At 67.7% G+C, this 12,900-nt stretch carries 13 protein-coding genes; 8 read left to right on the top strand and 5 right to left on the bottom strand.

The window, feature by feature from the left end:
* The coding region (locus ACLJQE_RS35625; RefSeq protein ID WP_410643945.1) for a TIR domain-containing protein at positions 1–830 on the top strand (830 nt) is incomplete at its 5' end.
* Here ACLJQE_RS35625 and ACLJQE_RS35620 read toward each other — a convergent pair.
* The 3 genes from ACLJQE_RS35620 to ACLJQE_RS35610 form a co-directional block, all read right to left on the bottom strand.
* Positions 772–2,892: an ATP-binding protein gene (locus tag ACLJQE_RS35620; RefSeq protein ID WP_410643944.1), complete on the bottom strand. Its 2,121-nt coding sequence runs from the start codon at positions 2,890–2,892 to the stop codon at positions 772–774. The genes ACLJQE_RS35625 and ACLJQE_RS35620 overlap by 59 nt on opposite strands.
* Positions 2,893–4,609: 1,717 nt before the next feature.
* Positions 4,610–4,963, bottom strand: coding sequence for a helix-turn-helix domain-containing protein (locus tag ACLJQE_RS35615; protein WP_410643943.1), 354 nt, complete (start codon positions 4,961–4,963; stop codon positions 4,610–4,612).
* Positions 4,964–5,239: 276 nt separating this feature from the next.
* Entirely contained in the window at positions 5,240–5,428 is a 189-nt protein-coding gene (locus ACLJQE_RS35610; protein ID WP_410643942.1) for a hypothetical protein, read from the bottom strand.
* Between the two features lie 83 nt (positions 5,429–5,511).
* On the opposite strand from ACLJQE_RS35610, the gene ACLJQE_RS35605 reads away from it, so the two are divergent.
* Together ACLJQE_RS35605 and ACLJQE_RS35600 are read left to right on the top strand one after the other, a co-directional pair.
* Positions 5,512–5,835, top strand: a complete 324-nt coding sequence (locus ACLJQE_RS35605) for a DUF6545 domain-containing protein (RefSeq protein ID WP_410643941.1) — start codon at positions 5,512–5,514, stop codon at positions 5,833–5,835.
* A 409-nt stretch (positions 5,836–6,244) separates the two neighbouring features.
* Entirely contained in the window at positions 6,245–6,421 is a 177-nt protein-coding gene (locus ACLJQE_RS35600) for a hypothetical protein (protein WP_410643940.1), read from the top strand.
* A 277-nt stretch (positions 6,422–6,698) separates the two neighbouring features.
* Here ACLJQE_RS35600 and ACLJQE_RS35595 read toward each other — a convergent pair whose 3' ends face one another.
* Entirely contained in the window at positions 6,699–7,031 is a 333-nt protein-coding gene (locus ACLJQE_RS35595) for a MerR family transcriptional regulator (protein WP_410643939.1), read from the bottom strand.
* A gap of 810 nt (positions 7,032–7,841) precedes the next feature.
* Here ACLJQE_RS35595 and ACLJQE_RS35590 point away from each other — a divergent pair.
* From ACLJQE_RS35590 to ACLJQE_RS35575, 4 genes are all read left to right on the top strand, one after another.
* Positions 7,842–8,105, top strand: a complete 264-nt coding sequence (locus ACLJQE_RS35590) for a hypothetical protein (RefSeq protein WP_410643938.1) — start codon at positions 7,842–7,844, stop codon at positions 8,103–8,105.
* A gap of 334 nt (positions 8,106–8,439) precedes the next feature.
* On the top strand, positions 8,440–9,681 hold the full coding sequence (locus ACLJQE_RS35585) for a PP2C family protein-serine/threonine phosphatase (RefSeq protein WP_410643937.1): 1,242 nt from the start codon (positions 8,440–8,442) through the stop codon (positions 9,679–9,681).
* 201 nt (positions 9,682–9,882) lie between these two features.
* Complete coding sequence (locus ACLJQE_RS35580; protein WP_410643936.1) at positions 9,883–10,608, top strand: GAF and ANTAR domain-containing protein; 726 nt, start codon at positions 9,883–9,885, stop codon at positions 10,606–10,608.
* 22 nt (positions 10,609–10,630) lie between these two features.
* Positions 10,631–11,374 carry a GAF and ANTAR domain-containing protein gene (locus ACLJQE_RS35575; RefSeq protein ID WP_410643935.1) on the top strand — a complete coding sequence of 248 codons (744 nt, stop codon included), beginning with the start codon at positions 10,631–10,633 and terminating at the stop codon, positions 11,372–11,374.
* Between the two features lie 19 nt (positions 11,375–11,393).
* On the opposite strand, the gene ACLJQE_RS35570 is transcribed toward ACLJQE_RS35575, so the two are convergent.
* Complete coding sequence (locus ACLJQE_RS35570; protein ID WP_410643934.1) at positions 11,394–11,780, bottom strand: STAS domain-containing protein; 387 nt, start codon at positions 11,778–11,780, stop codon at positions 11,394–11,396.
* A gap of 381 nt (positions 11,781–12,161) precedes the next feature.
* Here ACLJQE_RS35570 and ACLJQE_RS35565 point away from each other — a divergent pair, with 381 nt between their 5' ends.
* Positions 12,162–12,893 carry a GAF and ANTAR domain-containing protein gene (locus ACLJQE_RS35565; RefSeq protein ID WP_410643933.1) on the top strand — a complete coding sequence of 244 codons (732 nt, stop codon included), beginning with the start codon at positions 12,162–12,164 and terminating at the stop codon, positions 12,891–12,893.
* The last annotated feature ends 7 nt before the right edge of the window (positions 12,894–12,900 follow it).

Below are 12,900 nucleotides of genomic sequence, written 5' to 3'. Positions count from 1 at the left end.
TGCTCGCGCTGCGTCGTTCCGAACTCGTCGACGCCGACGCCGACCTCATCGCCGAGAAGCTCGGCGACCTGCCGCTGGCGATCGAGCAGGCGGCCGCCTGGCTGGCCGAGACCGGGATGCCCGCGCGCGACTACCTGAACCTGCTCGACGAGAAGGTCGCCGACGCGGCCACGCCGAACAACTACGAAGCGTCCGTCACCACAGCGCGGAACGTATCGTTCGACGAGCTCCGTTCACGTAGCTCGGCGGCCCACCTGTTGGCTGAAGCAATAGAGGCTTCCGCTACACCGGCAACAGGGAATCCGACGCGCGCCACACCAGCCGACCCGATGCACCGGCCCGGCACGTCGACCGCCTACGGCCAGGAAGGTTGGGTTTTCATCTCGTACGCCCATGAGTCTGCCGATCACAAGGCCGCGGTCGCCCGGCTTTGCGACTTCCTCGAGAAGTCGGGCGTAGCCGTCCGCTTCGATGGGCAGGAACTCGACAAGCGGCGTAACTGGGACAGGTGGATCAACGAGCAGATCTTGGGCGCCGCCTTCGTACTCGTTATTGCATCACCGTCATACTTAGCAGCTGCGCACGGCACGCTGCCCGATGACTCCCACTTGGGTGTGTCCTTCGAGTACGACAAGCTCGCCGACCTGCTCCACCGATTCCGCGCCGAGTGGACCAGGAAGATCCTGCCGGTGGTGCTGCCCGGCCGCTCCCGTGACGAGATCCCTCTGAGCTTCCTGCCAGGGAATGGCAGCTACTACGACGTCAAGGACTTCACCGAGAAGGGGGCGAAGAGTCTTCTCCGGGTGCTACGGAACGGCCGCCCGAGCTGATCTCGGCAGCACCCTGGCCGGCGTCGGCCGCGCCTAGGAGACGCGCCGCACGCTGCGCCAGTTCTGATGCCTCCTGCTGACGGCCCAGCACTGAGAGGACTTCCGCGAGGTGTCGGCTTGTGTTGGCTTCGAGGCGCTGATTGCCCACCGCCCGGTGCAGTTCCACGGAGGCGCGGAGTTGCTCAGCCGCGTCTTCGTGCCTGCCGGCCGCAGCCAGTGCCGCTCCCAAGGCTCCCGTGCTTTGGGCTCGCCCGTAATCGTCGCCGACTTGCTCAAACAGGCGCAGCGCTTGCTCGTGGTACTCGATTGCTCGCCGTGGCTCGCTTCCGGCACAGGCACGACCGAGCAAGTTGAGCGTGCTTGCCTGCCCCACGTCGTCGTCGAGTTCGCAGTACAACGTCAACGCCCGCTCTCCGCACTCGATCGCACTGGATAAGACCCCGGCGCGGACATGCACCCCGGCCAGGCCGTTGAGCGCGTTTGCCTTTCCGCTCAAGTCATCGTCGAACAGCAGCGCGGCTTCGTACTCACCGCGCGCCTTATCGAACTCACCAAGTTCGTTATACGCACGGCCGAGCGACTGCCGGATCCGCGCTTCCACGGAAGCACTCCTTGACCGACGGACCGCTGACACTGCCTGCTCATGGGTCAGTACCCAGTCCGTCCACCTGGCGGTGAGGTACGCGTAGTTCGACAACGTCCATGGCAGCTGCCAGGCGTAGTCATCCCACCCCTCCCGCCCGGCGAGCCGGGTAGCCGCGATCAAGTTGTCGTACTCGGTGCCGAATACTCGGAGCGCGTCATCGTAGCCACCGATCTCCGGCAGCAGCTCCGGGCGCGCGCACCGCGCCAGTTCGAGCGGCCGCCGGTGGGGGTTGATCCAACGATCCGCACGATGCGCGACGTGCAGGTAGTGGTTCAGCAGTGCCCGGAGCGCCCGGCGCCGGAATCCTCCGCGACCGGTGTGCTCCAGCCCGAACGTACGGATCAAGTCGTGCAGACCGAACCGCGCGGGTGCGGTCGGAAGCACCATGTTGCGGCGCACGAGTTCGCCGAGGCGCCGCTTCGCCACGTCGATCGGCACCCTGATCACCGCGGCAGCCGCGGCCACGTCGATGTCTCTGCCCGGATGCAGCACGAGAGCGCGAAACGCCGACGATAGATCGCCCGGTAACGAAACGAAGGACGACGAAAACGCGAGCCGCACGTCCGATTCGCGCTCACCGCCGAGCCACAGGGCGTCCAGCGCCGACCGTCCGGCGTCGAGGTCGTGCACCAGCGACTGCAGGGAAGTCTCTTCCAGCGCCGCCCGCGCCGCGACTACACTCAGCGCCATCGGCAGGCCCGCACAACGCTGGATCAGCGCCGTTACCGACGACTCGTCTCTCGTCATCTGCCTCGACCCGACGTAGCTACTGATCAACCGGCGAGACTCCGCACGGGTCAGCACTGCCAGATTGCGTCTGCGTGCGCCGTACCGACCGATAAGGCCGTCCAGCCGTTCTCTGCTGGTGATGAGAGTGAAGCAACCGGGCGCCCCTGGCAGCACCGCTTCGACCTGATGACTGCCACGGGCGTCGTCGAGTAGCAGCAGAACACGGCGGCCGTGCAGCAGGCTACGCAGCCGGGCGATCCGCGAGTCAGGCTTCAGCGGAACCGAGCGCGGATCGACGAGCGCCTCCAGCACGATTCTGGCGGCGTCGTCCGGTTCGACAGGCGTTCGTCTACCGTCGAATCCGCGCAGATCGACGTAGATCTGCCCATCCGGAAAACGGTTCCGTATCGAGTGCGCCCAATGCACCGCCAACGCCGTCTTGCCGACGCCCGGAGGACCGTCCATCACGCAAATCGCCGGAACGTCACCGTCCTCGCCCTCCACCAGGCCAGTGAGAAAATCTAGTTCGGCCTGTCGTCCGACGAAATGGCGCGTCGGCGGTGGCAGCTGGTGCGGCACCATGAATTCGGGTCCGCCGGTCGTCACATGCACGTCTCCCTTGACCATGCCGACCTGTACAGCAGCGCCCACCTTCGACGAGGAGAGTGCGTTGTAGGTGTGGTCCACAGCCAACCCCTACGGCAGGCGACTTGCTTGCGCAAGAGGTGCCCTACGGCACCATGGCCCCGCCCGGCCCCCGACCAGGCACACACCAGCGCCACAGCACCCGGCGGCCGTAGTTGTTCGTGCCCGCGACACGATCAAGATCCAACATCGACCACGCCGGAAAACTGCAGCTCACAAGCCTTTCGAGCTGCTGGGTTCTGGACGGAACCGCGCCGGGGCACTAGCTCACACGAAGGCGACACACAGTTACCTATTTGTTATCGATCAGCCTAACTCCTCGCCGGCCCCAGAACGCAACAAGCCCAATCTGTGCGGCCTGGGCTTGTTGCCCCCGATTGGAGTCAAAGCAAGAGCTCTCCGGTTAACGCGGTCAAGTCACCGCCAGCCCGCCGGACACCTGATCGACGGGCTATGAGCATGCGTTGCACTGGCGGCGCCGAACTTATCTGGCGATCGTTCGGCGACGGCGACCTGAACCAAAGACGCTGAAGCCGCCCCCTCGGGAAGGAACTAGGTTGCACGACCTGCAATGCAATGCGTTTCACCTGGTCGATCCAGGCGCCGCACTTCCCTGACACGGAAGAGGTCACTGGTTCAATCCCAGTATCGCGCACCACATATTTTCGCAGGTAAGAAGCTCTGCCCTCCCCGGAGGGCAGGGCTTCTTTCGTCAGTCGGCGCCGATCGGGCGATGGACCCCGAACCGGCCCGATCGCCCGCTGGGACCGCAGGTGCGGGAACCAGGACACCAGCTTCGCCCGCTCCCCTGGGTACAGGGACGCCAGCGACCGCAGCCAGCGCTCCTCCAGGACGTTCAGGATCTGGTTCACCATCGCCGGGGTCACGTGGTCGTAGATCCGGGCGATGCCCTTCATCTTCTGCCCCAGCCGCGCCCGCCGGGCGACCTCCGGAATGCCGTCCCCGGTCAGCCAGGTGCTGTGCGTGTGGCGGCCCTCGTGGAAGTGAACGCCGGCAGGATCGGCGGGCGCCGCTCCCCCGCCCCGGCGTCGTCCAGCTCGACCCATTCCACGCCAGCCGCCAGAACCGGATCCGGAAGTTCGAACGCCGCCACGGATGCCCCTCCGGCGTGCACAACACGAACGGCTCCCGATGGCTGTCCATCAGCTCCTCGTAGAGCACCGCGATCCCGGGCGGCAGGGCCACGAACCGAGTTCCCGCAGGAGTTTTCGTCCGGCCATTCTTCGGCCGGGAGTTCCCTCGCCGCGTCGGCGGCCGCTGACGACCATCCGCATGATGATCATCACTCTTCCGGCCTCCTTTGTAGATCTTCCCGCCGACCTCCTTCAACGGAGTGCGGATCTCGATCCCGCGCTTCTCGGAGCCGTACTCGTGCCGCTGCTGCCCGACGAGTTCACCCCATCGGGCGCCGGTATAGACATCCATCAGGCACAGCACAAACCCCGACATCCCCAGACCCAGCTCGTAGAGCCGCATCGCGGCCCGCAGCCGCCAGCCACTCCTCCGCAAAGTTGTCGAACCGGGTCTCGCCATCACGAGGGTCCAGCCACAGGTTTCGCCGGATCAGCGCCTCCTGCTCTACTGCCCAGTCCTCGGCAGCCTTCTTGGTGGGGAACCCTGACCTGCTCCCCCATGTCCCATCGGGACGCTTGTACCGGGCACGCCACTCACCCGTGCCGGGCTCTTCCTGGCCGTGAGCCATCCTGTACTCCTCTTCTTCTCTGTTGCTCCGCCCGCCTCACGCGGCGCGGAAGTCCTGGGCAACGTCCTGAACGGATACCCGCCGCCGCGGCGGTTTCACCGGCGCCGCGCTCAGCCGCACAATCTCGGCGACATCGCCACGCGTGAACCGGTAGTGCTTGCCGAACCGGTGATGCGGCAACACCCCAGCGGCGGCCTGGTCCTTCAACGTCCTCGGCGACAGCTGCAACAACTCCCCCACCTCCTCCGCCATCAGCAGCAGCGCATCCGGATCCGCCGGAGGTTCCGGCGTCGTCGCGCGGACCGCCGCAGCGAGCTCGCGAATCGCCGCGGCGACAGCACAGCCGTCGACGTGCACGCGGTCGCGTTCGATCTTCATCTCGTACTCCATTCTTGGCATCGAATAATCGAGTCGATCGGGGAGGTGTTCGCCGCAGCACACACCTATCCATGCCGACAAAACCACCGATGGTCAATAGATTCTCGAAAGAGACTCAAAGAGCCTCGCGCACGGGCATACCCAACATCGCCCACAATTCCACCAGCGCTTCAGCTACGAGTCCGCGAGCTCGGCGGCCGCCCTGCTCTTCTACCTGATCGGCAACTTGTACATGGCCTACGCGACCATGCGCGGCGCGAAGCTGGCACGACGTGCCGCCGACCAGGCTCAATCGCGAGTGCGGCTCAGTCTGCTGGTCGCCGGCGCCAGCCTCGTCGTCTGCTGCCTCGGGACCCACATCCCTCGGATCGTGTCCACCTCCAGCCGCCTGATCTTCCAGCGCGACGCCGTCCCGGGAACGGCCGCCTGGACGACGCCGGTGCTGGCGATCGGCATCGCGGTGTTCTTCTCGGGCATCGGCTATCCCGGCGCTCGCACCGGACTGGTGAAAGCACGCCTGTGGTTCCGAGATCGCCAACGATATCGACAGCTGTGGCCCTTTGGTCGGCCTTGCACAACGCCTTTCCCGATATCGCGCTCCTGCCGCCAACGAGCCCGACCCGCGACGCGTACGCCACATGAGGCTGCATTTCTACCGCCGGGTCATCGAGTGCCGGGACGGGCTGGTCTGCGTGAGCCCGTACCTCCATGACGAGTCGGCCAGCTCCGGCTCATCGACTCACCGTCTTCGCGCGGCTCTGCACCGAAGCCTCACCGGCAAGCCGAGCGCTGCCGTATCCGTGGTCGCCGAGCCGACCGAGTCGGGGATGGAAGCCGACATCGACCAACTGCTCGAACTGTCGCGACGGCTCGGCGTTGAGTAGCTGAACTGCTTGATGAGATCGGGACGCTCGTTCGAACCAGATGGCGCTCGAGCCCGTAGTCGTTCCGGGTCAGCGCCCCTGGGCATCCGGCCTCAGCAGCCACACCGACCCTCTTCCGTACGCGTGCCATCACATACAGTAGCCGACGCAAATCGACATCCTCGCCCGGGCCGGTGTTCTCGAAGGTGCCGAGGAACAGCGCGTCCACGGCGCCGTCGATCACTACCGCCTGCGTCAGGTCCGCGCGGTGATCCACCTCGAAGCGGCCCGGAAATGCCACGCGCGGAGAGCCACCGCGCATTCGCCAGCGCGGTCGCTGAGTTCGACGCTCAACTCCCCGACGTCATCGGCGCCACGCCGTCCAGCTACCGGCTCACCCCTGTCCGAGCAGCAAGTGGACGCCAGCGCCTTGGTGGTACTCAGCGCCACCGCACGCGTCCGCCTCGCTCGCTCCGGCGACCACGAAGCCGCCCTCGCCCACGCCGAGGCAGGCCTGACGATCTGGCGGGCGCCCGCGCACGACGACCCCGGCAGTGCCGGTCCGCTCAGCGCGCTGCGGACGGTCCGCGCGTCGACCAGCCGGTGACCGGGGCCGCACCCGCGCGCTGAGCCGTTCGCGGCTGCCTCGCGCCGACGAGGCGGTCGACGAGCTCGCCGAGCTGATCAGTGATTGGCGCAGATCACCATCCGCGGGATGGATCGACTGAGTCGGTCTCGATCATGCTGCCCACTCTGCGGCTCGAAGGTCGGGTCGTTGTCTCCCGCTGGGCCTCGACCGTCTCGTCAAGTTCCATCCCATGGTCGCGAAAGGGCATTGACTGCACATCGGCACGCGGCGCCGGGGCCGCGTGCCGAAGTCGGATTCAGTCGCCGGCCGGGAGTTTGGCGTTGTGACGCTGGGCTTCGTGGAGCTGGTCTTCGAGGGTGATGATGCGGCAGGCGGCGTCGATGCCCGTGCCCTGGTCGACCAGTTCGCGCGCACGGGCGGCCAGACGCAGCTGGTGGCGGGAATAGCGGCGGTGCCCGCCGGCTGATCGTTGCGGGGTGATCAGGCCGGCCTCGTCGAGGCTGCGCAGGAAGCCTTGGGTGGTGCCGAGCATGTCGGCGGCCCGGCCCATCGTGTAGGCGGGGTATTGCTCGTCGTCGAACTTGTCGGCTGCACCGGGCGTGGCCGGGCCTTGTTGGTCAGGGATCATTCCACCTCCACGTCACAGAGGACCCCGGGTGCCATCTACGGCACCCGGGGTCCTCAAGGGTAGGGATCTTCACCATTGTCAACCGGCGCGACCGCCGGCGTCCTGCACCCGCGTCCGGCCGAAAGCCGGATTCCGCGGGGATCGCTTACTCGTGACCGAGCACCACCTCCGAACTCGATGGAACTGCGGCACCCGCGCGGCGCTACCTGGCCGCTGCGGGCGATCCAATGATGTTCCCGTTCCCTTCTTTCCTGTGTTTTCCACTTACCGGTTACTGCAACTTCTACTTCGTTCGCTGCGCACGTCACTGCCGGAACCCTTCCACTGATCGGTCCCAGCACGCTGACGCCGCTGGTCACTGCCCGGAGCCCCGTTCACTGATCGGCCCCGGCCACCTGACATGTCCTGCAACTGCACTTGCACACAACAACTACTGGTACTGCTGATCTTCAACTACCGGTACCGCAACTGCGTGTAACACTGATACTGCTGTTCTTCACGGGCACACTCACTCCGCCCGCGTCCTGCACTTCCGCTCCAGGACCGGTATTGCTCGGTCGGACCTTCTTCACGACCCGGTCTTGGAGTAATGCTCGCGGTCACCAGCCGAAACCTTGTTCCCTAGATCGGCTCCGTGCTGCCTGACCGCCTTGTCTCACCTCGCGGGTAGTTACGTCCTCTCCCGCGCCTGCTTGACGTTGTCTCTCTCGGTACGAGGAGAACACTACACACACCCGTCGTTGAATGTCTACTCCAGCCGACATAGATTTCTGGAGACAGCCGAACGGGTGACGAGGAGCGCATACGACCGTGAGCGACGACATCACGCAGCAGAGCCCGCTCGATGAGCGGTACGGCCTGGTCGGCGTGCGTGACATGGCCGAGTACGCCGAAGCCTTGACGCGGTTGCTGGAGCAGGGCCGGCGGGAGCGGTGCGCGGCCGTGTTGTCGGAGGCCGAGGCCTACGCGGCGGCGGAGCTGCTCGGGCAGTTCGCCCAGCTCGACCCACCGGCCGCGTTGAACCAGCTGGCCGCATCGCTGGCCAGCCGCATCTACAGCCGTCTCGGCGCCTGACACCCGACCGGCCGACGCGGGGTGAACGACACGGGACCCGCGGTGCCCACGCGGCCGGACACGTGGGGATCATGACCAAGCCCTCCCGGGCGGTTCCGAGGGGGAACGGATCACAAATCCAGGTGTGCCAGAGCGGCTGGCCGAGACCGCCGACTCCGAGCACGCACGCTGAGGCACCAGATCGCGGTCAGTACCGCGCTCCACCCGATCGCGACCAACTGGTGCCCTGTGCCGGCTCTGGGGCCGCTTCGGCCCCAGACTCCACCCGGTACGCCGTCCTGGCCAGGCGGAGTCCTGGAGTCACCGGCTACCTTGCGGCCGGACGGTGTGGATGATGAGGTTGAGCGGGCTCGAGGGGTCGGAGGTCGTCGTGGACAGTGGGGTGGTGGGACCGGGTGACGTGCTGGGCGCGGCCGAGAGTGCCCCGCCCGTGGAGTCGGTCGAGGTCGTCGCGCGCGACCTGGCGAAGCGGCTGGGCGCCTTCGACGTCTCCTTCCTGCTGGTGGACCTCGTCGAGGAACACCTGGTTCGGCTGGCCTCGACCGCGCAGGACCCCGACCCGGAGCCGGTCGATCTGCGGGACAGCGCCTACGAGACGGTGCTGCGCACCCAGCAGCCGTGGCAGGAGCAAAACGACGACGGGGTCCGGGCGGTGCTGCCGGTGACCAACCGCGGCGACTGCATCGGTGTCCTGGAGGTGACCGTGCCCTCCTGCGACGAGGAGGTGCTGGCCCAGCTGGGGGAAGCCGCGCACGCACTGGCCTACGTCATCGTCACCGACCGCCGCTTCACCGACCGCTACCACATCGGCCGGCGCACCACCTCGATGAGCCTGGCCGCGGAGATCCAGCACCAGCTGCTGCCCTCGGCGTCCTGCTGCGAGGCGGCCCAGTTCACCGTCGCCGGCGCCCTGGTGCCCGCCGACGACATCGGTGGCGACACCTACGACTACGCCCTGGACCGCGACACCCTGCACCTGTCGATCACCGACGCCGCCGGGCACGACGTGGCCTCGGCGCTGACCGCGACCCTGCTGGTCGGCGCGCTGCGCGGCGCCCGCCGAGCCGGTCACAATCTGGCGGAGCAGGCCCGGCAGGCCAACCAGGCCCTGCTCGACCACGGCGAGGAAGTATCCCTGGCGACCGGGCTGCTGCTCCGTGTGGACCTGCACACGGGAGGGGTCGAGCTGGTGAATGCCGGACATCCCGCGCCGCTGCTGTTGCGCGACGGCGTGGTCGAGGCGGTCGAGCTGGAGATCGACCTGCTCTTCGGCTTCAAGCCGTACCGGCACCTGGTGCAACGGCTGAACCTGCGCCCCGGTGACCGGCTGGTACTGCTCACCGACGGCATGTTCGAACGCGACGCCGCCGACGTCGACCTGGCCGCTTTGATCCGCGAAACCGAGGGCCTCCACGCCCGGGAGGTGGTGCGGGCGGTGACCAGAGCGGTGCGGCACGCCTGCCGCAACCAGCTCCAGGACGACGCCACCGTGCTCTGCCTGGACTGGCACGGAACCGATCGCACCGAACGCCAGGCCGACAACGGCGCCGACACCGATACCGCCTCGCCCGCCTAGCCTCTCCACTTCTCCTGATCGCGACCGCAGCCGTCCGCGACCGCAGCTGCGATCCTTTCAACGTCGTCGAACGGATCGCGACCGGTCGACGCGTTCGACCGACGAAGCGACGACCTGGACGGAGCCGTCGAACCGGCGGCCTGCGATCGCCGCACAGACGGCCTACCCTCGGAGTACGGCACACGATGGGAGTGGGTCAAGGTGTCCGAGCGGCGGCAACGGTTCCAGGGGCTGCTGGCCGCCGAAGGCGAGATCGACCGGGGACAGCGGGTTGCGCAGATCTGCCGCTTGTGCGTCTCCGATCTGGCCGTGTCCGGCGCCGGTGCGACCGTGCTCAGTGAGAGCCACAACGGTGCGGTGAGCAGTCCCCGCCGGGGCTTGGTGCACGCCAGCGATCCGGTGAGCGCTGGGCTCGAAGATCTGCAGCTCACCGTGGGTGAAGGCCCGTGCCTGGATGCCTTCGCCGCGGGCGGACCGATCCTGGTGTCCGACCTCGCCGCCGACCTGGGGCGATGGCCGGCGTTCGGCCCGGCCGCGGCCGAGCTGGGCGCGGCCGCGGTGTTCTCGTTTCCCCTTCAGGTCGGAGTGGTCCGGCTCGGCTCGATGGACCTCTACCGCGACCGGCCAGGTCCGCTGACCCCGCTGCAGCTGACCGATGCGCTGATCCTGGCCGACCTGGGCACGCACGCCGTGATCGACCAGCTGGACGGCCACGCCACCACCGATCTGAGCTGGCTGGCCGATGCCCACGTCGAAGTCCACCAGGCCGCCGGCATGGTGAGCGTCCAGCTCGGCGCCACCACCGAAACGGCGTTGCTGCGCCTGCGCGGCTACGCCTTCACCCATGACGTGACGGTGACCCACGTCGCCCGCCAGGTCGTGGCCCGGACGTTGCGGTTCACCCCGGACGGGGAACCCGCACGATGACGAACGAAGAGAGGCGCGCCGCATGAGCACTGGCAACCCGGACCGGCGGTTGGCGCGGACCTTCGTCGCGCTCGCCGACACGCTCGTCGCGGACTTCGACGTGCTGGACTTCCTGGCCCTGCTGGCCGAGCGCAGCGTCGAACTCCTGGCCGTCGACGCCGCCGGGGTCATCCTGTCCGACCAGCGCGGCGGCTGGCGGCCCGCCGCCGGCTCGTCCGAGCGGGCCGACCTGCTGGAACTGTTCATCGCGCAGACGCGTCAAGGTCCGTGCTTCGACTGCGTCGCCACCGGGAAGGCGGTCACCAGCGCCGACCTCAGCCTGGCCACGGAACTGGCCCGCTGGCCCCGCTTCGCGCCCGCGGCCCTGGACGCGGGCTTCCGCGCGGCGTCGGCCGTGCCGATGCGGTTGCGGGAGCAGACCATCGGGGCACTGACCCTGCTCAACCACGAACCCGTCTCGCTCGACGCCGACACCATCGCCGTCGGGCAGGCACTCGCGGACGTCGCGACGATCGGCCTGCTGCACCACCGCGCCGCCGACCGCGGCGAGCTCCTCGCCGAGCAGCTGCAAGCCACGCTCCACCAACGCATCGTCGTCGAGCAGGCCAAGGGCGTCCTCGCCGAACACGACGGCCTGGACATGCACGACGCGTTCACCCGGCTGCGCGAGTACGCCCACCGGCAGCAGCGCCGGCTCTCCGATGTCGCGCGCGAACTGGCCGAGGGCACCCTCGACCCCGCGGACCTCGGCACTCCCCTTCGCTGACCGCGCACCCTGGCAGCCATCAGGCGAGACGTCGTCGATCCGCCTCTTGTGACGGCGGTTCGATGATGGTGAACACCTCGGCCAACCCCACCACAGTCAGTACACGCCGTACGAGCGACGACGGGATCAACGCCAGATCCGTGTCGCCACACTGACACTCACGATGGAGGTTCAGCAGCGCTCCGATACCTGTCGACGACAGGAAAGCCACGCCGGACATGTCCAGCACGAGCCGCCGGGGTGCTTCGCGGTGAACCGTGTCGAGTTCGTCCGCCATCCGCGGAGCGGTGGCCAGGTCCATCTCGCCCCTGATCGCCACCACCGCCACCCCGGGCTCAGGACGAGACGTCCGGAAAGACAGCAGCGCGTCATGACCGATGTCGGTCCAACCGGGCAACTTGTCCATCGAATCCCCTGCACAGCGTCAAGGTCGGACGCTAACGACAAGGCGGGGACCCGGCCAGGCCAAAGCGTTGGAAGGCGGTGGCACTGCTCAAACCACGCAGAGCCACGATAACTCGCCCAGGTGACGCGATCAACCAACCCACGATCCGGATCATCCCCGTCACTCCGATGGAGCAGACGGGGCTCACCAGCCCACTGCACTCCGCGCTGAGCAGCAGAATCGTCACCGAACAAGCCGAGGAGTTCTCGCCACTCACGCCGACGGGCCGCGTTCGCTGATGCCACCCCGTATTCAGGACGGATACGGCCTATGGCGGCTACCTGCGCGGGTCGGGTCGTACGCTGTGGGTAGTCGCACGAGGGTCGAGCGCCTGGAGGACCGATGGTGGAAAACCGGCGTCAGCGGATGCAGGCCCTGCTGGCCGCAGACGGTGCCGTCCGCTCCGCATCCGCCGTGAGCCTGGCGTGCGAGCGGTGCGTGCGGGAGCTGTCCGTGTCCGGAGCCGGCGCCACCGTCCTGAGCACAATGCCCAACGGCAACGGCAACGGGTCGTCGCCGAGCCGCGGACTGGTGCACGCGACCAACCACGTCAGCGCCGGGCTGGAAGATCTGCAGCTCACCGTCGGTGAAGGGCCATGTCTGGACGCCTTCGCCTCCGGCGGCCCGGTGCTGATCGCCGATCTGGCGGCCGCGACCGCACGGTGGCCCGCCTTCACCCCCGCAGCGTGCGAGCTGGGCGCGGCGGCGGTGTTCTCCTTCCCGCTCCAGATCGGGGTCGTCCGGCTGGGGTCACTGGACCTCTACCGCGACACGCCCGGCCCCCTCACCCGGGTCGAGCTGGCCGACGCGCTGATCCTCAGTGACCTGGCCACCCAAGGGGTAGTAGCCGATCTGGACGGGCACCGCACCGAGGACGTGAGCTGGCTGGCCGACCCCTACGCACAGGTGCACCAGGCCACCGGCATGGTTCAGGTCCAGCTGCGCTCGACGACCGACGTGGCGCTGATGCGGCTGCGTGCCTACGCATTCACCCGCAACGTGCCCCTGGCCGACGTCGCCCGGCAGGTCGTCGAGCGGACGCTGCGCTTCACTGACACCGAGGACGGGCAATGACACACAG

The organism is Amycolatopsis sp. lyj-346 (genome assembly GCF_046548975.1).
Classification (GTDB): Bacteria; Actinomycetota; Actinomycetes; order Mycobacteriales; family Pseudonocardiaceae; genus Amycolatopsis.
Note: the sequence above shows the minus strand (reverse complement) of the source record. Positions and strands in the feature narration are given on the sequence as shown.

Excerpts from the sequence above, each read along its gene's own strand:
- ACLJQE_RS35615 (WP_410643943.1), bottom strand. The coding sequence starts at position 4,963 with ATGGAGTACGAGATGAAGATCGAACGCGACCGCGTGCACGTCGACGGC.
- ACLJQE_RS35610 (WP_410643942.1), bottom strand. The coding sequence starts at position 5,428 with ATGCCCGAGAAGAACACCGCGATGCCGATCGCCAGCACCGGCGTCGTC.
- ACLJQE_RS35595 (WP_410643939.1), bottom strand. The coding sequence starts at position 7,031 with ATGATCCCTGACCAACAAGGCCCGGCCACGCCCGGTGCAGCCGACAAG.
- ACLJQE_RS35585 (WP_410643937.1), top strand. The coding sequence starts at position 8,440 with ATGAGGTTGAGCGGGCTCGAGGGGTCGGAGGTCGTCGTGGACAGTGGG.
- ACLJQE_RS35575 (WP_410643935.1), top strand. The coding sequence starts at position 10,631 with ATGAGCACTGGCAACCCGGACCGGCGGTTGGCGCGGACCTTCGTCGCG.
- ACLJQE_RS35570 (WP_410643934.1), bottom strand. The coding sequence starts at position 11,780 with ATGGACAAGTTGCCCGGTTGGACCGACATCGGTCATGACGCGCTGCTG.
- ACLJQE_RS35565 (WP_410643933.1), top strand. The coding sequence starts at position 12,162 with ATGGTGGAAAACCGGCGTCAGCGGATGCAGGCCCTGCTGGCCGCAGAC.